At 64.9% G+C, this 20,298-nt stretch carries 19 protein-coding genes and 1 pseudogene; 9 read left to right on the top strand and 11 right to left on the bottom strand.

Translation table 11 applies throughout. The features are described 5' to 3' along the window. Positions 1-387: 387 nt before the first annotated feature. Complete coding sequence (locus AC1DYD_RS17225) at positions 388-1,350, top strand: LysR family transcriptional regulator (RefSeq protein ID WP_478173961.1); 963 nt, start codon at positions 388-390, stop codon at positions 1,348-1,350. On the opposite strand, the gene AC1DYD_RS17220 is transcribed toward AC1DYD_RS17225, so the two are convergent. The 6 genes from AC1DYD_RS17220 to AC1DYD_RS17195 are packed head-to-tail and all read right to left on the bottom strand — an operon-like array spanning position 1,338 to position 7,297. Then, positions 1,338-2,219, bottom strand: a complete 882-nt coding sequence (locus tag AC1DYD_RS17220; protein WP_478173960.1) for an intradiol ring-cleavage dioxygenase — start codon at positions 2,217-2,219, stop codon at positions 1,338-1,340. The two genes, AC1DYD_RS17225 and AC1DYD_RS17220, sit on opposite strands and share 13 nt — an antisense overlap. A gap of 34 nt (positions 2,220-2,253) precedes the next feature. Beyond that, positions 2,254-3,192: a SphA family protein gene (locus AC1DYD_RS17215; RefSeq protein ID WP_478173959.1), complete on the bottom strand. Its 939-nt coding sequence runs from the start codon at positions 3,190-3,192 to the stop codon at positions 2,254-2,256. Further along, positions 3,189-4,256, bottom strand: a complete 1,068-nt coding sequence (locus tag AC1DYD_RS17210; RefSeq protein WP_478173958.1) for a maleylacetate reductase — start codon at positions 4,254-4,256, stop codon at positions 3,189-3,191. Before AC1DYD_RS17210 ends, AC1DYD_RS17215 begins: the two co-directional genes overlap by 4 nt. Continuing rightward, entirely contained in the window at positions 4,253-5,143 is an 891-nt protein-coding gene (locus AC1DYD_RS17205; RefSeq protein ID WP_478173957.1) for an FAD synthetase family protein, read from the bottom strand. Before AC1DYD_RS17205 ends, AC1DYD_RS17210 begins: the two co-directional genes overlap by 4 nt. Positions 5,144-5,152: 9 nt before the next feature. Then, positions 5,153-6,706, bottom strand: a complete 1,554-nt coding sequence (locus AC1DYD_RS17200) for a 4-hydroxyphenylacetate 3-hydroxylase family protein (protein WP_478173956.1) — start codon at positions 6,704-6,706, stop codon at positions 5,153-5,155. A gap of 39 nt (positions 6,707-6,745) precedes the next feature. After that, positions 6,746-7,297: a flavin reductase gene (locus tag AC1DYD_RS17195; protein WP_478173955.1), complete on the bottom strand. Its 552-nt coding sequence runs from the start codon at positions 7,295-7,297 to the stop codon at positions 6,746-6,748. Positions 7,298-7,532: 235 nt separating this feature from the next. Here AC1DYD_RS17195 and AC1DYD_RS17190 point away from each other — a divergent pair, with 235 nt between their 5' ends. The 4 genes from AC1DYD_RS17190 to AC1DYD_RS17175 all read left to right on the top strand — a co-directional run bounded on the left by AC1DYD_RS17190 (position 7,533) and on the right by AC1DYD_RS17175 (position 11,076). Next, positions 7,533-8,405 carry an NAD(P)-dependent oxidoreductase gene (locus tag AC1DYD_RS17190; RefSeq protein WP_478173954.1) on the top strand — a complete coding sequence of 291 codons (873 nt, stop codon included), beginning with the start codon at positions 7,533-7,535 and terminating at the stop codon, positions 8,403-8,405. Between the two features lie 5 nt (positions 8,406-8,410). Next, the gene (locus AC1DYD_RS17185; RefSeq protein WP_478173953.1) at positions 8,411-8,902 is read left to right on the top strand and encodes a hypothetical protein; all 492 of its coding nucleotides are present in this window, start codon (positions 8,411-8,413) and stop codon (positions 8,900-8,902) included. Positions 8,903-9,020: 118 nt separating this feature from the next. After that, positions 9,021-10,490, top strand: coding sequence for an efflux transporter outer membrane subunit (locus AC1DYD_RS17180; protein ID WP_478173952.1), 1,470 nt, complete (start codon positions 9,021-9,023; stop codon positions 10,488-10,490). A 103-nt stretch (positions 10,491-10,593) separates the two neighbouring features. Further along, on the top strand, positions 10,594-11,076 hold the full coding sequence (locus tag AC1DYD_RS17175; protein ID WP_478173951.1) for a hypothetical protein: 483 nt from the start codon (positions 10,594-10,596) through the stop codon (positions 11,074-11,076). A gap of 7 nt (positions 11,077-11,083) precedes the next feature. Here AC1DYD_RS17175 and nuoF read toward each other — a convergent pair. The 3 genes and pseudogenes from nuoF to AC1DYD_RS17160 form a co-directional block, all read right to left on the bottom strand. Next, positions 11,084-12,389 (bottom strand): annotated as a pseudogene (gene nuoF, locus AC1DYD_RS17170) (NADH-quinone oxidoreductase subunit NuoF). A gap of 24 nt (positions 12,390-12,413) precedes the next feature. Beyond that, positions 12,414-13,067, bottom strand: a complete 654-nt coding sequence (locus AC1DYD_RS17165; protein WP_478173950.1) for a helix-turn-helix domain-containing protein — start codon at positions 13,065-13,067, stop codon at positions 12,414-12,416. Positions 13,068-13,366: 299 nt separating this feature from the next. After that, positions 13,367-14,197, bottom strand: coding sequence for an AraC-like ligand-binding domain-containing protein (locus AC1DYD_RS17160; protein WP_478173949.1), 831 nt, complete (start codon positions 14,195-14,197; stop codon positions 13,367-13,369). Positions 14,198-14,426: 229 nt separating this feature from the next. Between AC1DYD_RS17160 and AC1DYD_RS17155 the strand changes: the two genes are divergently transcribed. The 4 genes from AC1DYD_RS17155 (at position 14,427) to AC1DYD_RS17140 (ending at position 18,995) form a co-directional block, all read left to right on the top strand. Further along, positions 14,427-15,392, top strand: coding sequence for a helix-turn-helix domain-containing protein (locus AC1DYD_RS17155; RefSeq protein ID WP_478173948.1), 966 nt, complete (start codon positions 14,427-14,429; stop codon positions 15,390-15,392). A gap of 80 nt (positions 15,393-15,472) precedes the next feature. After that, positions 15,473-16,405: an alpha/beta fold hydrolase gene (locus AC1DYD_RS17150; RefSeq protein ID WP_478173947.1), complete on the top strand. Its 933-nt coding sequence runs from the start codon at positions 15,473-15,475 to the stop codon at positions 16,403-16,405. A 131-nt stretch (positions 16,406-16,536) separates the two neighbouring features. Continuing rightward, positions 16,537-17,577 carry a catalase family peroxidase gene (locus AC1DYD_RS17145; RefSeq protein ID WP_478173946.1) on the top strand — a complete coding sequence of 347 codons (1,041 nt, stop codon included), beginning with the start codon at positions 16,537-16,539 and terminating at the stop codon, positions 17,575-17,577. A gap of 668 nt (positions 17,578-18,245) precedes the next feature. Beyond that, positions 18,246-18,995 carry an SDR family oxidoreductase gene (locus tag AC1DYD_RS17140; RefSeq protein WP_478173945.1) on the top strand — a complete coding sequence of 250 codons (750 nt, stop codon included), beginning with the start codon at positions 18,246-18,248 and terminating at the stop codon, positions 18,993-18,995. Positions 18,996-19,380: 385 nt separating this feature from the next. On the opposite strand, the gene AC1DYD_RS17135 is transcribed toward AC1DYD_RS17140, so the two are convergent. Together AC1DYD_RS17135 and AC1DYD_RS17130 are read right to left on the bottom strand one after the other, a co-directional pair. After that, positions 19,381-19,836, bottom strand: a complete 456-nt coding sequence (locus AC1DYD_RS17135) for a carboxymuconolactone decarboxylase family protein (RefSeq protein ID WP_478173944.1) — start codon at positions 19,834-19,836, stop codon at positions 19,381-19,383. Positions 19,837-19,849: 13 nt separating this feature from the next. After that, a complete protein-coding gene (locus tag AC1DYD_RS17130; protein ID WP_478173943.1) occupies positions 19,850-20,275 on the bottom strand; it encodes a cupin domain-containing protein in 426 nt (141 codons plus the stop codon). Between the last annotated feature and the right edge of the window lie 23 nt (positions 20,276-20,298).

The raw sequence follows: 20,298 nt of genomic DNA, 5'->3' as shown, positions 1-20,298 counted from the left end.
CAAGGAGAGCGAGCCGCCTCTTCCAGCGTTCGCAGCAAGGGCTCCCGTCGCGTCGTCAGGGTGTCCACGCGCATGCCGAGAGTGATGCCCATGTGAGGCTGTTTCGCGATGTGTGCGCCAGTAGTTCGTTACGGCTTTCTCAATATCAACTTCTCGACGGTCGCCAGCGCTCGACTTGGGCCACTCGACGCAACCTGGGGCAAGCTCGCGCAAAGGGCGCCGCGTTCGGCGGTTCCGGACGTGCCGGTAGTTCAGCACCCCCGCGCACGGTCCACGCACCCCCTTGGGCGGTATTGGCCCATCCCGCTCCACCACGCGTAGCTTGCAGTACGCCTATTGCGCGGGTACGCTCCTTGCTCACTACAGCTTATGGACGCAATTCCCAGGATGAATGATGGCGAACTCGATCTGCAACATCTGCAGATCTTCGACATCCTGCTTGCAGAGCGCAATCTGACCCGTTGTGCGCGCGTGCTCAACATGACGCAGCCTGCGCTGAGCAAGACACTGGCGCGCCTTCGCCTTTACTTTGGAGACCCTCTCTTCGTGCGCGTTGCGCTCAAGATGGAGCCAACCCCCAAAGCCCTCGAACTGGCAAAACCCGTACGCGCCATTCTTGATAGTGTGCGGGCACTACGCTCAGATCATGCGCCCTTCGACCCCCAGGTTTCCGAGCGGAGATTCAGCTTCTTCATGATCGATGCCGCCGTGGTCCAGTTGCTGCCGCCGCTGCTCGCGATCCTTCGCGTCGAGGCCCCCAAGGTGCACGTGCAGGCCGTTCCATGCGATGTCCATCACCTGGACCAATGGCTCGAATCGGGTCTGGTCGATCTGGCAATCGGCTCCTTCGCATCGCTGACGCAAGGGATCAGGCGTCATCCTTTGTGGACAGAAAGCTATGTCTCCCTGTTCCGCAAGGGGCATCCTCGACTCAATGCCGAGACCTTAGTGGCGCCTTCAGACGAAGCAGAGACGCCCACGGCACTCGAGCGCTTCGTTGCCGAACAGCACGCACTCGTTTCCGTTGCAGGCACCGGCCACGGGTACGCAAATGCCGAGCGCCTGCTCGAAGCTACGCTACCGCGCGGCCACATCGTGTGCCGCGTGCCGACCTTCGCCGCGGCCGCGCACATCGCAAGGAACTCGGACATCGTCGCGACCGTGCCGCGCACGCTGGGAGTCGCTCTAGCCCATGACCTGGACCTGGTCGCAGTCGAGCCGCCCCTCCCGTTGCCCAGCATGGAGATCGCGCTCTACTGGCACGACCGCTTCCACCGCGATCCGGGCAGCCAATGGCTGCGCGGGGTGTTCCGCCGCCTGTTTCTGCGCGACGCCGCTCAGGCCGCCTGAGCTTCGGCCAGCGGGACGGATGCCGCCGCGGCCGGCTTTCGAGCTTCGGGATTGAGGATCAGGTCGAGGTCCAGCAGGTAGCTGCCATCGCCCTGCTTCACCCACTCGCCCACCAGCGACTCGCGCACGCCGAAGACCGCATCCGAATCAAGGTAGGGATCGCCCTTGCGGAACACGTGGGTCACCAGCGTCTGGAAGCCTGGTGCCTTCACCATGAAGTGCAGGTGGGCCGGGCGCCATGGATGGCGGCGCGTGGCACGCAGCATGTCGCCGACTGTGCCGTCATCGGGAATGGGGTAGGCCACTGGGGCGATGGTGCGGAAGTGAAAGCGGCCCTGCGCGTCGGCGTGGAGCACGCCGCGCGCCTGGGCATGGTCCAGCTCCACGTGCTGGACGTCGTAGTGGCCTCCACTGTCGGCCTGCCAGACATCGAGTGTTGCGCCGGCGATCGGGCTGCCGTCGAGCGACCGCACCGTGCCGCGCACCAGGCAAGGCTCGCCGCTGGCGCCGTTGCCGACATCGCCGCCGTTTTCGTAGTGCGGTGCACCCTCGACATGGAAGGGTCCGAACACGGTTGACTCGGTGCAGCCGGCCGGCTTGTCGTGGTTCATCATGATGGTGAGCATCGACAGGCCCAGTGTGTCGCTCAGCAGGATGAACTCCTGCCGCTTGTCGTCGCACTTTTGGCCGGTCGCCGTGAGGAACTGGATGCCTTGCATCCACTCTTCCTCGGTCAATTCGACCTCGCGGGCGAAATCGTGCAAGTGCTGCACGAGACTCGTCAGGACGTGCTTCAGGCGTGGACTGGGCGTGTCCGCGAATCGTTCGATCACCGCCTCGGTGATGGTGTGCTGATTGAGAGTGCGCATGGGTGGGGTCTCCTTGGATTGAGCGGGTCGAAGGTCAAAGAGGGCATAGCGCCATGACCCAGAAGCGCGTGCCCTGCGGACGGTTGCGTGCGCCGAACTCGGACTGGATGCGAAGCGTCAGCGAGAAATTCGGGTTGAAGCGAAAGCTGGTGAAGGGCCCAAGCGCGTTGACTCGGCCTTTGCTGCCCTTCACCGCGACGCCGTTCACTTCGTCGTCGGTGGTCTGGCGATAGATGTAGCCATTGACACCGACCAGCAGTTCCAGCATCGCACGGTAGCCGGCACTGAACTCGATCGAGGCTTCGTTGCCGGATTGGTAGCCGGTCGCCTTGTTGCGGTCATTGAAGCCCCAGCGGAACTTCGCGCTGATGTCGCTGCGCGGAGTCGGAAACCAGGTGAACGCATAGACCGGCGCGATCTGGTCGTAGTTGCGGCCGGTGTTGACGTAGTCGTGCACGTCGTAGCTCCCGGTGCGCAGGTTGGTCTCGACGCCCAGCGTCTGGTGGAAGGTCGTGCCGTGCCAGCCGAGGATGATCGGGGAGAACGACAGGTCGGACAGCCCGGTCCGCTGTCCGCCGCGATCCAGCGGCAGCAACGGCGCGGGCCGCGCGACGCCGAGCCTGAGGTCGACCGCGCTGATCGGCTGGACGATCCGCGTCTCAACGTTGGCGCCGAGAAAGACGACGCCCGGCCACACATAGGACAGCCGCGGGGCAACCACATTGGACTGCAGCCGGAAGTCAGCGAAGCGAGGGCTGTCGTGGCCGGCGTTGTCCTTGAACTGCGAAGCCGTGTAGTGCTGATAGAACAGCAGCCAGTGGGCACCTTCGGGCAGCATGTAGCCGGCGAAGGTGTTGTCGACGCCAATCGGATAGGAATTGCCCCCGCCCTCGGTGGCCGAAGCAGTACCTGCCGAGCCCCAGCAGGCGGCGAGCGCGAACAGCGCGCCCAGTTGCGAGCTGCGAGGGTTCATGGCGCAGGCCGGTCGCCGTCGAAGGCGTTCTGGAGCAACTGCCGGATGGCCCGCGCCTCCAGCGGCCGCGGGTTGGGATAGCGGTTCTCCATCGCCAAGGCGCAGGCCCGGTCGAGGTCGCTGCCGCGAAGGCCGAGGTCCTTCAGCGTCATGCTCGCGCCAGCGCCCCTGGCGAGATCGAACACGCCCTGCGCCGCATTCGTGCATCCGAGCGCCTGGGCGATGCGCGCCATGGCCTCCGGCGCCGCGGGGGCGTTGAAGGCGAGCGCATGCGGCAGCACGATGGTGTGCACCTGCGCGTGCGGCAGGTCGAAGCTGCCGCCGAGCGTGTGACACAGCTTATGGTGCAGGCCCACGCCGGCACCGCTCAGCGCGGTGCCGCAGAGCCAGGCGCCATACAGCGCGTCGGCACGGGCGGCCGAGACCTTTGCAGCATCCGCGCTCGCGAAAGCGGGCAGCGCACGGCCGAAGGCGGCGATCCCCTCCTGCGACATCAACGCAACGACCGGATTGATGTCGGCGGCATAGAGACTCTCGGCCGCATGGGCCAGCGCATTCATGCCGCTGGTGACGCTGATCTCCAGCGGCAGCGAGCGGGTGAGGTCGATGTCGTAGATCACAGTGCGCGGACGCACGCGTGTATCGCTGCCGGTCTTCTTGAGGCCGGCCTCGGTGATGCCGTAGATGGCGGTCATCTCGGAACCGGCGTAGGTGGTCGGTATCGCAAGGATCGGCAGGGCCGACTCCAGGGCGATCGCCTTGCCGAGGCCGATGGTGGATCCGCCGCCGACGGCCACCGCGCAATCGGCGCCGAGGCGCCGGGCGAGCGTGCGGGCCTCGCGGGCTGTCTCGATCGGCACGTGCATCTCGGCGCGATCGTAGATGCCGACGCAGGCGGTGCCCAGGATCGATGCGACGCGCTTGGCTTCGGAGCGCTGGCCGGGCGTGCTGAGGACGAGGGCGCGGGTCGCGCCGAGAGTGTCGATCTCGGCAGGCAGATGGTCGAGCGTGCCGGTTCCGAACACGACGCGCTGGGCGTGGGTGGAATGAGTGAAGGTCTTCATGCAAGCACGCTTTCCTGCGCGGTGCGCGCATGTCCATGCCGAGCGCGGTCGACGAAGCGGATGCGCAGTTCGTCGCCGGGCGAGGCGTCCACCTCGTCTTCCGCCAGAAGTCGCACCATCCGCCGACTTGAGCGCCGGTCGTCGCGCACCTGCAGCAAGGCCGGAATCCAGGGGGCCACCGAGCCGCTGCGACGAACCGCGCCGACATAGTCGGCCTCGGCCGGTGCGCACATCGCGCTTGCCAGGGCGGCGTCGATGCGCCGGCGCGAGGCGCGTGATGCCCGTGAAGCGCGAGTGATGGTGCCGGTCATCTCGTGCGGCCGCTGCAGCACCGACGACGCACCGGCCAGGTCCCCGATCTGGATCAGGCGCCGCGCTTCGGTGGAAGAACAACGCACGGCCTCTTGGGTGCCGGGCACCGCGTCGAGCGCTACGGGCGCCACGCTGAAGCCGAGCGCCAGTCCAAGCGCCGAGAGATAGGCGACCGTGCCGACGCGCCCGCGTCCGCAGGCGAAGTTCTCGCCGACGATCAGCTCGCGCATGCCCAATTGCATCAACAGTGTGTCGCGCACGAACGCCTCGGCGTCTTGCTGGCTTCTCTGCTCGTCGAAGCGCAGCACCAGACAGTGGTCAACCGCTTCGGTAGCAGCCAACAACTGAATGCGATCGTCCACGCTCGACAACAGCCTGGGGCATGCATCCGGCCGGACGACCGCACGGGGATGCGGGTCGAAGGTCACCACCGCGGTCGGAAGCCCGAGCCGTTCACCCCGTGCTCGCAGTTGTCGGAGCACCTTCGCGTGGCCGCGGTGGACGCCATCGAACATGCCGATCGAGACGACCGCGCCCCCGGGCGAGAAACCACAGGAGTCAGTGATAACCTTCATAGCGCCACCTCAGATCGCGAGGGTGCTGTTGAGCGCAAGCTTCTCCTGATGCCGCGCGGCGTCCATCGCCTTCGCGTAGTCGGCCGTGGCCTTGTAGTCGGTGTTGTCGTCGATCTCGGACTCGATGCCGCAGACCTGGCGCGCCAGCTTGCCGTAGGTTCCGGAACCCGAGAACTCGGCGCGCTGCATCGTCAACATGCGAATGCTCTGCAGTGGCGTGCCGTTGAAGTTCTCGAACACGAAGAGCCGGCTGCCCCAGTCGGTCAAGAACAGGTCGCGAATCACGCGGCCGATACGAAGGCGGTCCTTCGGCCGGCCGACCGGTCCGGAGTTCATCTTCTCGAACAGCGTGTTGAGCTTCGAGTCTTCCCACTGATCCTCAGTGGCGAAGAGCAGCGCGCTGCGGCCCGACAGGTCGACCAGTTCGTAGATCATCTGCGAGAAGTTCTCGAGGTACAGCGCACGGCCGAAGTCGTAGATCAGGATGTTCGGCTTGTAGAGCCCGCCCGGCGTATGGAAGCCGAGTTCCTCGCTCGCCACCACGTGCGCCAGCATCGCCTGGTGGAAGCCGATCAGCTTGGCCACCCGCGTCTGCACCGCCGGGATCTTGCTGGTACCGATGTGTTCGGTGATGAGCACGGCAAGTCCGGCCATCAGTTCGGCACGGACCATCTGGCGGACCAGCGCATGGTAGTGCAGCCAGTCGAAGACGCGCTGCGGATAGAGCTTGGCATGCTCGGGATTGCCGAGATGGAACACATGCGACCAGGGGATGAAGACGTGGTCGAACACGGTCATGCCGTCGAGCTCGTCGCCCTTGGAGGCCAGCGGATGCTCGACCGCGTCCTCCTTCACCAGGCTCTCGCGGCACACCACGCTGAGGCCCTTGGTGGCCACCGGCACGGCGGCAAAAATGATCTGGTCACCCGGAATGCCCGGGCGGAAGAAGACGCCGATATGGACCCAGTCGGCAAAGGCGGTGCCGGTCGACACGGCCTTGACACCGTCGACCACGATGCCCAACTCGTTGCGCTCGATCACACGCAGACCCGGGGACCTGGCCTGCGCATCGGGCGTGGAGCGGTCCATCTGCGGGTCGACGAAGTTGGGCGCGCAGTTGTGGTCGCGCTGGCGCACGAATTCGGCGAATTTGATGATGTTCTGCGCCAGCGGCTGGCCCTCGGTGCCGATCGACTGGGTCTGCCAGGGCATCGGATCGTCGGTGTACGTGGTCAGCACGTAGTTGTTGACGTCCGGCGTGCGGGGGAACGACGCACCCATCATTTCCCGCATCACGGTCTCGTGGTAGCGGCGCTTCTTCTTCAGCTCTTCCCTGGTGCGGTGGCCGAACCACATCATCGAGCGGCGCTCGCCGGCCTCGTCGACATAGGTCATCACATCCTGCAGGTCGGGGCGGTGGTGCAGGTCGTAGAAGTCGGCATGGCGCTGGGCATAGTCGCGGGTCTTCGGGTGCGTGGCGACGTTGTCGATCTTCTCGTTGCCGACCCAGACGACACGGCCGTCATTGAGGGACTCGAGGTATTGCTTTCCGGTTCTCAGCATGGCTGTTCCTTGGTGGTGGTGGCGAAAAAAACCGTTGGCTCAGGCATGAGCGGTCGGCTGGGTGGTCGCATAGGACCGCTTGCAGTACACAAGCGGATCGCGGTGCTCTTCGGTGTGCGCTGCGGTGGCCAGCACACGGGCGATGAAAATGCTGTGGGTGCCGACCTCGGTCGCGCTGACCACGCGGCAGTCGAGCGCGACCAGCGCATCCTCGCTGTAGGGCGCGCCGGTGGAAAGGGTGCTCCAGCCGCCCTGCTCGAAGCGCTCGTTCATCGGTACGGCGCCGACGCCGGCAAACAGGTCGGAGGTGCTGCGCTGATGCGCGCTGAGCCAGTTGACGCAGAGCACGTCGTTGGTCTTGATGACACCATTGACGTAGCTGCGCCGGTTCATGCAGACCAGCAGCGTGGGCGGATCGGCGCAAACGGAAGCAACGGCCGAGCAAGTGACACCGGCGATGCCGGCAGGACCGGCGGTCGTCACGACGGTCACGGCCGTCACCGCATGGGCCAGGGCCTCCCGGAATTCGAGGTCCGAGACCCCTCCTCCGGCCAGTGATTCGACTGCATCGTTCGATACATGGTGGGTCATGTCTTCGCTCCTCAGGGCCGTTGGGACAGAGGCCGGATTGGTCTCTGCGGGTGAGGAAAATAGTAGGCGGCGCAGGCGCGCGGCACCATCGGTCGCAGCGGAATAGACACTATTCCCCGATCGAGGGTCGGCCGGTTCCAGGGCCGCGCTGGGATGCGGCCATCCATGACGGATTCAACAAAGACGGCCGGGCTCCGGTGGCGAGAACATCGACGCTCCAGCATCAGGAGCCCACATGAAGATCGCACTCATCGGAGCCGGCCAGATGGGATGGCCAATGGCGCAGCACCTGTCCAAGGCCGGACACGCCGTCACCGTGCACTACAGGCGCGACGCCACGCGCGGTGCAGCGCAGGCGGCGGGGATGGCAGCGTGCCCCTCGATCGCATCGGCCGTCGCGGCATCGGATGTCGTGCTGTCCTCGCTTCCGAACGACGACGCATTGATCGCCGTGGCGAAGGAGGTGGTTGACGAAGCGCCGGCCCATGCCATCTTCGTGGACACCAGTACCGTCTCGCTTGAATCGAGCGCCCGAGCGGCCGCGCTCTGCGAAGCAAAGTCCCTGCCCTTCGTCCGGGCCACTGTGTCGGGCAACAGCAGGATGGCCGAACTGGGGCAACTCACCGTCATGGCCTCCGGTCCACGCGACGCGTACGAGCGGGTCAAGGCGTTGCTTCAACTTCTCGGTCCGTCGCAGTTCTACCTGGGCGAGAAGGAGCAGGCGCGACTGATGAAACTCGTTGTCAACCTGATGATCGCGACCACTGCCGGCATGCTGTCCGAAGCACTGGCCCTTGGCGAGAAGGGAGGTCTCGACTGGCGTCAGGCGTGGGATGTGATCGCGGCGAGCGCGGTGGGCTCGCCCATCGTCAAGGTGAAGTCGATGCAGCTTCGCGAACGCGACTACAGCCCCACCTTCACCGTCACCCGCTTCCAGAAGGACATAGGTCTCATCCTGGACGCGGGCGCGCAACTGCATGTGCCCATGGCGCTCACGGCAGCGGTTGGACAGACCCTCCATGCGGCCGTTGCGCAAGGTGACGCCGATCTGGATTTTGCCGCGGTCATCCGGGTGGCAGAACGTAGCGCTGGCCTGCCGGTTGCCTAGTGGCCATGTCCGCTGTGATCATCCCGCCCCCGGTTCCCGGCGCCGGCGCGATCCGGCGGCGAAGCATCGCGACACTCAAGAGCCTTCATTCGCACGCAGTACTCCTGCTTGAACTCTACCGGCGGGCGCAGCTGCTGCATGGAGGCGTCGGGTACCTCGAACTGGGCTGCTTGCTCGAGCGACACTGCATTGAGCAGGCGACCCTCGCACAACTGCTGTCCGGCCGAGCGCGAACGCTCGGAGATCCGGTGCAGCCGCAGGCACGCAGCGTCGTCGATGAATCTCGACTCGGTTCTGTTCGGTGGGACAAGGAGACGATGGACGGTGCGCTCAGGCGCCTTCTGGAAGTACATGGCCTCGTGCTTTCCAACACCGAACCCATGGTTCGCCAAGCGATCTTCGACGGCAACGAAATCGACGAGTGGATCGTCACCGAATTCGTGCGCTCGAACGAACGGCAGCGTTGGCTGGTCGCGGAGCATCTGGTGATGCGGTGACGGGACCCGTGCACGGACAGTCCATCTTCATGATCGTCCCGGTCCAAACTCAAGCGAATCGTCAAAGAGGAAAAGTGTCGCGCGGCAGAACATTAGGGCAACGAACCCGGAGTCATCGATGAACGCCCGCCACGCCTTCCATCGCAACCGCAGTGTCGACTGCATCGGAGAGCCTCGCACCTGGGCGGTCGTCGCTTCGACTGCGCTGCTGCTCGCGGGTTGCGCACTGCCGGCGAAACTCGACCCGCCGGCGTCCCGACTGGACATGGCCGTACTCGGCGTGCCCGCCGATGCCGCCCCGGTGCCGGTCGACGAGGCGTGGTGGCGAATCTTCAATGATTCGGCGCTCGATGCGCTGGTGGACAAGGCCATCAAGGACAACCCCTCGCTGTCCATCGCCGAGGCCCGGCTCCGGCGTGCGAACGCGCTGGCCGACCGCGTCGATGGCGAAGACTGGCCGCAGATCGTGGCCCGCTATGACGACACGCTGCAGCGCTTTCCGCAGCATGCGCTCTATCCGCTCACCGTCGCGGGCACACGGCAGCATCTCGCGACCGCGCAGCTCGCGATGGTCTGGGAGCTGGACTTCTTCGGCCAGCATCGCGCTGCCTTCGAAGCGGCGCTCGGCACGGCGCGGGCGACGCAGGCAGACGCCGCCATGGCGCGTCTGCTGCTGGCGGCACAGGTCGTCCGGACCTACGTGCAGATGGCGCGGCTGCTGGCCCTGCGCGAGGTAGCGGAGCGATCGCTGTCCCAGCGCGCCGAGGTCCTCGCGCTGGTGCGACGTCGCACCAGCGCGGGCCTTGACACTGCGATTGAGCTGCAGCAGGCCGAAGGCGCCATCCCTGACAGTCGGCAGTCGATCGAAGCGCTGGACGAGCAGATCGACGTGCACCGAAACGCGCTGGCGGCGCTCACCGTGCAGCCCGCTGCGGCGCTCGCCGGGCTGGATCCGCGCATGGCACAGCTCAGTCCGGCACCGCTGCCGTCCAGCGTGCCGGCCGACCTGCTCGGCCGCCGCGCCGACATCGCGGCCGCGCGACGCCGCGCCGAAGCCGCCGCCAGTGATCTCGATGTGGCCCATGCGGACTTCTATCCCAGCGTGAACCTAATCGCCTTCGCAGGCTTCAGCGCACTGGGCCTCGGAAACCTGCTCGAGAGCGGAAGCCGGCAGTACGGCATCGGCCCCGCGGTGCGACTTCCGATCTTCGACGCCGGCCGGCTGCGCGCCAACCAGCGCGCCAAGGCAGCTGAACTCGATGCGGCCATCGCCGCATACAACGTCGCAGTGCTGGAGGCGGTGCGCGACGCGGCCGACCGCATCCTGGCACTGCAGTCGATCGATCGCCAGCAACAGGACCAGGCGCGCTCGCAGGTCTTTGCCGAACGCGCCTATCACCTCGCCGTGCAGCGCTACAAGGCCGGCCTCGGTTCGTACCTGGTCGTGTTGACGGCGGAGTCGAGCGTGCTGGCCCAGCGCCGCGCCGCGGCCGACCTGCGGGGCCGCGCCCTGGACGGGCAGACCGAGCTGATGCGGGCGCTGGGCGGCGGCTACTCGGCCTTGGCCGAGAGCGATCGACCGCAATGAAGACCTGCCCCGCGAGGAAACACCCCATGAAACGCAAGTCCCGTCGTCTCCTGCCGCCAGGCTATCTCTTGCGCCTGCAATGGCGCTTTGGTGGAGGCACGCCGTGATCGGTTCGCGGCCATCGACGGTCCGGCACGACACGACGCAGCCGCATGCGTGGCCGTTCCGGGGCGCCCTCGTCGAGTCGGGCGAAGACATCGGATCCGGCGCGTTGGTGGCCGCCTTCCACCGCTGCGGTGGCAGTGTCGGCGGCGATGCCTGGGCTTCACGGATGGCCGCCTTCTGGCCGCAACCGGTGTCGGTGCTGGCGCGCTGGATCGTCGACCGCCGTGTCGTGCATTTCAGTCGTCACTCGATGCTGATGCTTCCCTGCTTCCAGTTCGATCCGGTGGACTGTGCGATCCGGCCGAGCGCAGCCCGCGTCATCGAACAGTTGCGCGGCGTGCTCGACGACGGCGAACTCGCCCAGTGGTTCGTGCAGCCCCATGGGCACCTGCAGGGCGGGATTCCGGCGCTGGCGCTGGCGAGCGACGCAGACGCCGTGTTCGAGGCTGCGCTCGCCACCCACTTCCTCTGCGGCGGATGAGAAGCGATCAGGGAATCATCGCTTCGAACTCCGCCCTGAAGTGCTTCAGTATCGCGCGTACCGGCATCGCAGCGGAGTCGCCGAGTGCGCAGATGGTGCGGCCCTGGATGTTGTCGGCCAGCGAGTTCAGCAAGTCCAAGTCCGCGCGGCGCCCCTCCCCGCGGCAGATCCTGTCGAGAATCCGCCAGAGCCATCCGGTGCCCTCGCGGCAAGGGGTGCATTGCCCGCAGGACTCATGCATGTAGAAGGCCGAGAGGCGCCGGAGGCAATGGGGCATGGAGCGGGTGTCATCCATCACGATCACCGCGCCCGAGCCCAGCATCGAGCCGGCTTTCGCAATGCTGTCGAAATCCATGTGCAGGTTCATCGCCGCCCCGGCAGGCAGCACCGGCGACGAGGCGCCCCCCGGGATGACCGCTTTCAGCATCCGCCCCGCGCACGCCGCCGGCCAGGGCGAGCAGGTCGCCGAAGGGCGTGCCCATCGGAATCTCGTAGTTGCCGGGCCGCTCCACGTCCCCGCTCACCGAGAAGATCTTGGTGCCGCCGTTGTTCGGAATCCCGCACGCGAGAAAGGCGGCCGCGCCGTGGCGGATGATCCATGGCACCGCCGCATAGGTCTCGGTGTTGTTGATGGTGGTCGGCCGGCCATACACGCCGAAGCTCGCCGGAAACGGCGGCTTGAAGCGCGGCTGCCCCTTCTTGCCTTCCAGCGATTCGAGCAGTGCGGTTTCCTCCCCGCAGATGTAGGCGCCGAAGCCGTGCGTTGCATGCAGCTCGAAGCTGTGCGTGCTACCCAGGATGTCCTGCCCCACGTAGCCTGCAGCCCGCGCCTCGTCCAGCGCGTCCTGGAAGCGTTCGTAGGCCTCGAAGATCTCGCCATGCACGTAGTTGTAGCCCTCGCTCGCACCCATCGCATAGGAGGCGATGATCATCCCCTCGATCACGATGTGCGGGTTGTAGAGCAGGATGTCGCGATCCTTGAAGGTGCCGGGCTCGCCTTCGTCGGAATTGCACACGATGTACTTCTGGCCCGGAAAGTTGCGCGGCATGAAGCTCCACTTGAGTCCGGTCGGAAATCCCGCGCCGCCGCGGCCGCGCAACGCCGAGGCCTTGACCTCGGCGATCACCTGCTCGGGCGGCATCGCGAGCACCTGGCGCAGGGCCTGGTAGCCGCCGCGCGCCTCGTAGTCGGCCAGCCGCCAGTTGCGGCCGTTCAGGCCCGCATAGATCTGCGGGCTGATGTGGCGGTCGTGGAAGCAGGTCTGGTTTCCGGTGGCCGCGAACTGCGCCAGCAGCTGCTCGATCGATGGCATCGGCACTTCTCCCCGGCGCGCTGGCTAGCGATGCCTGCGGCGGTAGTCGCGCGGAGTGGCCCCCATTACGTCGGAGAAGCAGCGCGTGAAGTGGCTCTGGTCGGAGAAACCGACCTCGAGCGAGATCTCCACCAGCGGACGGTCGGTGCGCTGGATGAGCCGAGCCGCCGCACCCACGCGCTCGCGCATAAGGTAGCGATGCGGCGGCACGCCCATGCTCTGCTTGAAGGCCCGCGAGAAGTGGCACACCGAATATCCGGCGATGTCCGCGAGTTGCGAGAGCTCGATCTTCTCGGCCAGGCGTTGCGCCACGAACTCCCGCACCCGGCGCAGCGCGCCCGGAGGCAGCCCGCCGCGACACGTAGGCGCCGCCGGAGTCGCGAGTTCGATCGTTTGGTTGCGCGACATGAGGAGCAGCCGCGCCCTGCCCGAAGCTAGGCTAGCATGCAGGCTCTCTGCGTCCAACAGCGGAGCGCCGGGCTGTCGCAAGTTGCTCAGTACGAGGTGAACGCCGGCTGCGTGCGCGCTGCCCTCGCGCCGGAATTCGCCCTCGTTCCACACGCGAACTTCGAAGCTCGCCGTGTCGCCGAAGGTGCGCTCCTCGTCGCCATCGGCGGCTTCCGTATAGGAAGGCAGGTCATCGGCAAGCGCCAGAGAAGCTGAGAGCGAAAGGGTCATGTTCGATCTGAAGTGGTTTGAACATTGAGAAGGGTCCGTCGCCTCCAGTGTGAGATTCGCAACGCGCTGCGTGTGGCGTGCTTGCGCCAGCGGAATCGAAATTTCCGGCTTGTGCGTGCCACGCATGGCGCATCGGTGAACCCGACGGCCCCGCACGTGCCGCACGTGCCGCACGTGCCGCACGCAGACCCTCCCATGTTCAGACACCGGGGAGACGCTCACCGCGCCGCGACGACGTGGTACTGGCAGACTCACGCACGCCTACGACATCGCCATCGCCATCGTTTCGGACTGCGACTTTATTCCTTGGGGTGTGTGAGTTTGCCCCTCATCAGTCCGACGCGCATCTTTCCAAGGGCGGCACCGAAGGTGGTCCTCTCATGAAGCAATGCTCGGTGAACCTCGAATTCCGCAAGCCCGAGCGTCCGACCAACCTCGCAGGCGGTCAGTTCAGATTCCCGGCAGCGCTGCCGCATGGAGTCGAGAACGCGTTGCGCCAGGGACCGAACGGCCAGTCCGTCGTCGGGCAACTCGTCGGCGAGCATAGCAAGAAGAGCGCCGATGTGGTCCGATGCGGCGCCTCCGTTTTGCACATTGAGGCCCACGAACTCGGGCCTGAGATCGGTGACGAAGGATGCCAGGGCCCGACCGGGGTCGCTCTGACTACTCAGGGGCCTTCCCACGAGCACATCGGGTTCAGGAAGCCAGGCCTCAAGCCACGACGGAGGAAGCTTCAGATGAACGAAGTGATAGCGCTCGCGGATCTGGATGTGATGCCCGTAGTTGGAGTTGGTCAGCACCAACTCGCCAGGCCGAAGGCGCATGCGCTGACGATGCTCCAGGTCCCACTCCGATCGCACGCTCATCAGCAGATGAAAGGTGTGCGACTGGCTCTGGTCCACATCTTTGGCGCGACGCAACGACTCGTGAGCGCTGCCGCGCTGCTCGATCACCGACAACGATCCCATCGCCGCCTCGGTGAGGGATGCATCGAAATGGCGCACGTCGTCGCTGATCACGGTCATTGGCGTGAGGGTCGTGCTGAGAATGTTCGACCAGTAGTCAAATCGCTGCGCTTGCGGGACCAGATCCGTGGACCAGCCTCGTGCCGAGTGCGTTTTCTTGATCATGGTGTGAAGCTGCATCGAGCGCTATGGCAGTTGACGCCATCGTCGGCACGTCGCCCGCGATGAACTCGACCGGGTGCGCCACACCGCACGTCAGATCCGACTCTGCGTGCCAGTCTGCCGGGCGACAGCCGCGCGCATCAGAATAACTGCATTCTTCTCCGAGAGAAACGTAGACGTCCGACCGCGCCAACGCTATCCTTGTCAACTTCCCGTTCATGCGTTGCGATCCATGAGCCACAGTCCTAGCCAGCGCGTCCAGACCTGGTCGACCGATACGGTCCCGCAGACACAACGGGTCGAGTATTTTGAAGAGGCTTGCGCGACTGCAATAATCCCCTTCCGCGTCGTGTCGGCGGCCGACAGGGCGAACTTCCATGCATCGATCGAGGCGGTGGATATGGGCGGCCTGTCGCTCATGCGCCATTGCGGCGGCGTTCAAACCGTGCGCAGCGGCAAGCTCGAAATCGCTCAGCAACGTGACGGCTGTTTCAACGTGCTGGCGAGCCGCAAGGGCTCGTGGCGGCTTGCGCATCGCTGCGAGCAAGGCTTTGGCCGCGACGTCGCCACGTTCACCGATTCGCGCATGCCGATTACGCTCGAAACGCTGGAGGAGTACGACTTTGTCAACATCCAGTTACCCGCCGACTGGGTGCGCCAATGGTTGCCCGATCCGCACATCATCCTGAGCCGCCCGTTCACCTCGCAGACGCCGTGGGGCCGCGCACTGACGAGCTTCATGACGGCGCTGACGCCCGAGAGCGTGGCCGGCAGGCCCCTTCCGCCGCACCTCTTGGCGGACCATCTCGGCTCGCTGATGGCGCTGGCGGCCGCGGAGGTCGACCCAGACGGCAGTACAAAGCCGCCGCGCGATGCAGTATTGAGCCAGCGTATCGAAGATTGCATCCGGCAGCGCTGCAGTGAGTTCTCGCTGACTGCTGCCGATGTTGCGAGCGCACTCAACATTTCACCTCGCACGCTGCATCGCCACTTGGCCAACGGCGGCAAGACGTTCGGTAGCCTCCTGATCGTAACGCGCGTTGCGGTGGCAGCCCGGATGCTGGAGTCGAGGCTGTTCAGCCGCCTGACGACGGAGCAGATCGGCCGGCGCGCAGGCTTTACCGACCCGTCTCACTTCTCGCGCGCGTTCAGCAGAACCATTGGCCAATCGCCCTTCAAGTATCGACGATCGATTTGAGCCATAGGCGCGCGCTTCTCCATAGAGGCTTTCCGCGCGCCGGACGACCATGGTGCCCTTGTGCAACAGCGAGGTTCCCCATGAAGATCTTGGTTTCTGCCCTGCTTCTGGCATTGACATGTGCTGTGTCGAGCGTGACAGGGGCCAACGCCGCCCCAAAGTCCGGCTCCGTGACGACCCACTCCGCCAGCGTCAATGACGTGTGGCTACACAACAACGAGGCCGGTCATGGCCCCAACACGCCCGTCGTCCTCCTGCACGGCTACGCCGAGACCAGCCACATGTGGCTGCCGTTGATGCCGCGTCTGGCCACGACGCGCACGGTGGTAGCCCCCGACCTGCGCGGGGCCGGCGGATCGTCGCGGCCGCCCGTGGGCTACGACAAGAAAACAATGGCGCAGGACATCCACGCGCTGGTGCAGTCGCTGGGCTTCAGGCGCGTCAAAATTGTGGGCCACGACATCGGCCTGATGGTGGCGTACGCGTATGCGGCGCAGTATCCGGACGAGGTCGAGAGCATCGTGCTGATGGATGCTTTCCTGCCCGGCGTCGGCGACTGGCAGAAAGTTTGGCTGTTGCGAGACAAGTGGCATTTCAACTTCTATGGCGAGACGCCTGAGAAGCTTGTGAAGGGCCGCGAGCGCATTTATCTCGAGCATTTCTGGAACGACTTCGCGGCAGACGCCAGGCATTCGATCCCCGAAGCCGATCGCCGCTACTACGCACGCCAGTACTCGCAGCCCGGCGCCATGGCCGCTACCTTCGAGTATTTCCACACCTTCGAACAGGACGCCCGGGATTTCGCAGGTTTCGCGAAAACCCCATTGTCCATGCCCATGCTGGTCATGGGGGGCGAGAAGGCATCCGGCGACTTCCTGATCACGCAGGCACGCCTGGTCGCCAGCCATGTCAACGGGGTGATAGTTCCGGGCGCCGGCCACTGGCTGATGGAAGAAGCTCCTCAACCCACGATGGATGCGCTGGTGCGGTTCCTCGACAGCAAGGCGCCTTGAACGGCGCGCCCGCTGGCACGCAGGTCCAGGACTGCTCGACGCGATGGCAGCCTGAGCAAAGAACGCTGTTCGCTTCGAGTCAAGAATTGTTCCGCCGCAACCGTGCGGCCCAAACGCAAGGAGCCTTCCCCATGAGCATTCAGGACGACCACGACGACAAGCTTGCATTTCGCGCGACGAGACTCAGCATTGCTGCCGCCGTCACCATTTCCGCAGTCATGGCCGCCACCATGCCCCTGCCTGCAGGCGCCTCTCCTGAATCGGTCCTGCCGGACCAGTCACCGAAAGACCTCGTAGATGCGCTGCACGTCGCCTTCGGTGAGCACCATGCGCGCGCGGTGCATGCGAAGGGAGTCATTCTCCAAGGCGGCTTCATCGCTGACCCTGGTGCCAAGGCGCTCTCAAAGGCGCCGATCTTCGCGGGAGGCACGCTGCCGGTGACGGCTCGGTTCTCCGATTTCACCGGCATTCCGGATATTCCCGACAACATTCCGGAAGCGAATCCACACGGTTTCGCAATCAAAATCCAGTCGAAGGACGCCGAGGCCTTCGACGTCGTGACCCACAGCTTCAACGGCTTTCCCACGTCGACCAGTGACGAGTTCGCGGCCTTGCTGCGCAGCGTCGGCGCAAGCGGGCCGGACGCTGTTCATCCGACGGCGGCCGAACGATTCTTGACCACCCATCCGATCGCCAAGACCTTCCTGACGACGCAGAAACCTCCGCCTGTGTCGTACGCCACAGCCGCCTACTTCGGCGTGAACTCGTTCAGGTACACCAATGCCGCGGGCAAATCGATCCATGTGCGCTATCGATTCGTTCCGCGAGCCGGTGAACACTACCTGTCGCCGCAGGAGTCGAAGGCCAAGGGCGTGGACTATTTGCGCGAAGAACTCTCGCAGCGGCTTGGCCAGGGCCCGATCGTCTTCGATTGGTATGCGCAGATTGCCGACGACAGCGACAAGATTGAAGACCCGTCCATCGCCTGGCCCAACGACCGCAAACTGGTCAAGTTGGGAGTGATCACGATCAAGTCATTGGCCGATGACCCATCGACCGACAAAGAGACGCTCTTCCTCCCAGGACTGGCGCATTCGGGAATCGAAGCGGCAGATCCCATGCTGAGCCTGCGCACCACGGCTTACCCGATCTCGTTCAGCGAACGACAATAGGCGCGCTATCGGGACTTCGAGGTGTGAGAGGTCGGCGAGCGCAGGAATGACTCAGGGAATCCCACAAGCGGCATCGGTCCACCGAAGACCGCGCAGGAGCCGCTCATGAGCCTGTTCGCGGCACCAACATAAGTCCGGATGGGAACGTCGCTGCCAGGGACACCGATCGCGATCTCAAGGAAGGCGGCCGCCAAACCTGAGGGGTCGATCTATCCCAGCACAAGTACGGCTTCGCTCAACACAAGTGCAAGCTCGGCCGAGTCCATGCAGCCGCAAGATGTTCGGAATCAAGACTTGGCACTCTTGTCCCATCCTTTGTATGAGGCTTGGCGCGCGCGAGCCAGATCATTATCGACAGCGGTATCACACTGGCGGCTGAAGCAATGCGAAGGAGCCGCCGTCAGGCCTGTGACATACGTTCACCAGTGGCTTCTGATCACTTCATCGACAGCACCTACACTGGCCGGAGGCAACAGCATGCTCATCGTGCTCAACAACTCTCCCGCAACCGAGGATCCTCGCGTCGTAGTCGCGTGCATCCGTGCATGCATCTGGGCGCAAATCGAAGGGCGTCCCTTCTGCAAGCTACGAGAACGTTCTTAATCGTCCAGCAACCTCATGTCTCAGTCACGACCGTCTCCGAAACACGCACAGCACTGGAGTTCACCATGAATCGTTTTCAAAACAAGACCGCTCTGGTCACCGGCGGCAGCAGCGGCATCGGCTTCGGGTCCGCCAAGGCGTTCGCCGCCGAGGGCGCGCGCGTCATCATCACTGGCCGCGATACCACTGCGCTCGAGCAGGCACGCGCCCAGCTAGGCTCGGACGCGATCGCAATCTGCAACGACGCCGGTGCTCCTGGCGCCGCCAAAGAACTTGCAGCCGCCATAGCCGAAAAGGGGGTAAAGCTCGACGCGGTGTTTCTCAATGCCGGCATCGCCAAGTTCGCCAGTCTTGCCGAAGTAACCGAAGCCTTCTGGGACGAATCTTTCAATGTCAATGTCAAAGGCGTCTTCTTCCAGATTCAGGCACTGTCACCCCTGCTCAACGCAGGAGCGTCGATCATCATCAACGGCTCCATCAACGCGCACATCGGCATGCCGAACACCGCCGTGTACGCGGCGAGCAAGGCGGCCGTGATCTCTCTCGCAAAGACGATGTCGGCAGAATTGCTGCCGCAGGGCGCTCGCGTAAACGTGGTTAGTCCAGGTCCAATACAGACCCCGTTGTATGGCAAGCTGGGCATGGACGCGGCAGCCTTGGAATCAACCGCCAAGGCGATCCAGGCACAGATTCCCCTCGGCCGCTTCGGCACGCCCGCTGAACTCGCATCGACCGTGCTGCATTTGGCGGCGACTGAGTCAGCCTACATCATCGGAACCGAGATCATCATTGACGGCGGCATGAGTCAACTTTGAGCGACGGGCGGGGATGGCCACGTTGACGAACTCGTACCAGTCGTGCAGCGCGATCTCCCTCGTTGAGGCCTTCCAGCAGGACTCCCCAGTGTCCGAGTTCTTAGCGCGGCCGCCGAGGCGAGCGCTGCGATGCACTCGCCTACGTCACTCAGGCATGCCGATGTGTTGATGCAGGGGCGTGACTGCGGCGAGCGGCAAGTGCTCTCCATGCGCGCGCGCGAATCGTTCAGCCGGTCAAACAAGACATGCGCGCCGGCCCGCCTTGGTGCAGCACGTCTTTCAGTCCTTCAAGCCGTTCAGCGGCTTCCCGCGCGGGGTGACCTTCGGAATCGACGCTCATGCCAGCGGGGTGAAATGGGCAATGCGGCAAATTGTGAGTTGCTCGTCATTCGGGTGTCACGGCCTCGGGCGTCTTTCGGAAGCCAATCGCCAGCCGGTTGAAGGTGTTAATCAGCCCAATGGCCAGCGTCAGGTCCACGCGCTCACGCTCGCTGAACTGCTCGCACAGGGCTTCGTAGTCGGCGTCGGGCGCATGCGTCTGCGACACCGTTGTGAGCGACTCCGCCCACTGCAACGCAGCGCGCTCCCGTGCAGAGAACACGGCACCGGCCTCGCGCCAGGTCGTGAGCATCAGCAAGTTGCCTGCCGGGACGCCGGCCTTGAACAGGTCACGCGAGTGCGAGGACACGCAATAGGCACAACCGTTGATCTGCGACACGCGAAGGTACACGAGGTCGACCAGCTCGTGCGGCAGGCCCGACTTGCGCACGTACATATAGACGCCGCCAAGGCTGCGCATGCCTTCGGGCGCGATGGCTTGATGGTCCAGACGTTGTTCCATGGTGCTTTCTCTTTCAAGGTTGGTCGGGGGTCTTGAGCGCATCGCCGGTGTTCGCGACGAACACCACCAGTAGACGGGCCGGTTGCGTGCGGCTCGCGTTCTCGGTCAACGGATGGCGCGCGCCGGGCGGCTCGAACCAGTTGTCGCCGGTGCGGTAAACGCGCGGCGCCTCGTCGTTCAGAGCGCTGCGCACGGAGCCCTTGAGCACGTAGGCATAGACGAAGGCCTGGCCATGGCGATGCGGCTGCGCCTTCGAGCCCGGCGGAAGGTCGACGATGAGTGTGGTGAAGGTCTTGCCCGGCACGTTAGGCAGCGCCTGCGTGAACTTGGGCGACACAGTCTCTTCGCCACCCTCATGTGCGGCGACAGGCGGTGCGTGGACGAGCAGGCCACCCGTGCAGGCGAGGGCCAGGACGACGGCGGATCTTCGAAGGGGCATGGTGACTCCAAGGTGATCGACAA

Source organism: Variovorax sp. P4_B11, assembly GCF_056402355.1.
This window is presented reverse-complemented; position numbering and strand designations above follow the sequence as displayed.

Coding starts and splice junctions, on each gene's coding strand:
- AC1DYD_RS17135 (WP_478173944.1), bottom strand. CDS start 19,836: ATGGAACAACGTCTGGACCATCAAGCCATCGCGCCCGAAGGCATGCGC.
- AC1DYD_RS17185 (WP_478173953.1), top strand. CDS start 8,411: ATGTCCGCTGTGATCATCCCGCCCCCGGTTCCCGGCGCCGGCGCGATC.
- AC1DYD_RS17195 (WP_478173955.1), bottom strand. CDS start 7,297: ATGACCCACCATGTATCGAACGATGCAGTCGAATCACTGGCCGGAGGA.
- AC1DYD_RS17165 (WP_478173950.1), bottom strand. CDS start 13,067: ATGACCCTTTCGCTCTCAGCTTCTCTGGCGCTTGCCGATGACCTGCCT.
- AC1DYD_RS17225 (WP_478173961.1), top strand. CDS start 388: ATGAATGATGGCGAACTCGATCTGCAACATCTGCAGATCTTCGACATC.
- AC1DYD_RS17155 (WP_478173948.1), top strand. CDS start 14,427: ATGAGCCACAGTCCTAGCCAGCGCGTCCAGACCTGGTCGACCGATACG.
- AC1DYD_RS17215 (WP_478173959.1), bottom strand. CDS start 3,192: ATGAACCCTCGCAGCTCGCAACTGGGCGCGCTGTTCGCGCTCGCCGCC.
- AC1DYD_RS17180 (WP_478173952.1), top strand. CDS start 9,021: ATGAACGCCCGCCACGCCTTCCATCGCAACCGCAGTGTCGACTGCATC.
- AC1DYD_RS17130 (WP_478173943.1), bottom strand. CDS start 20,275: ATGCCCCTTCGAAGATCCGCCGTCGTCCTGGCCCTCGCCTGCACGGGT.
- AC1DYD_RS17200 (WP_478173956.1), bottom strand. CDS start 6,706: ATGCTGAGAACCGGAAAGCAATACCTCGAGTCCCTCAATGACGGCCGT.
- AC1DYD_RS17160 (WP_478173949.1), bottom strand. CDS start 14,197: ATGATCAAGAAAACGCACTCGGCACGAGGCTGGTCCACGGATCTGGTC.
- AC1DYD_RS17220 (WP_478173960.1), bottom strand. CDS start 2,219: ATGCGCACTCTCAATCAGCACACCATCACCGAGGCGGTGATCGAACGA.
- AC1DYD_RS17145 (WP_478173946.1), top strand. CDS start 16,537: ATGAGCATTCAGGACGACCACGACGACAAGCTTGCATTTCGCGCGACG.
- AC1DYD_RS17150 (WP_478173947.1), top strand. CDS start 15,473: ATGAAGATCTTGGTTTCTGCCCTGCTTCTGGCATTGACATGTGCTGTG.
- AC1DYD_RS17140 (WP_478173945.1), top strand. CDS start 18,246: ATGAATCGTTTTCAAAACAAGACCGCTCTGGTCACCGGCGGCAGCAGC.
- AC1DYD_RS17205 (WP_478173957.1), bottom strand. CDS start 5,143: ATGAAGGTTATCACTGACTCCTGTGGTTTCTCGCCCGGGGGCGCGGTC.
- AC1DYD_RS17190 (WP_478173954.1), top strand. CDS start 7,533: ATGAAGATCGCACTCATCGGAGCCGGCCAGATGGGATGGCCAATGGCG.
- AC1DYD_RS17210 (WP_478173958.1), bottom strand. CDS start 4,256: ATGAAGACCTTCACTCATTCCACCCACGCCCAGCGCGTCGTGTTCGGA.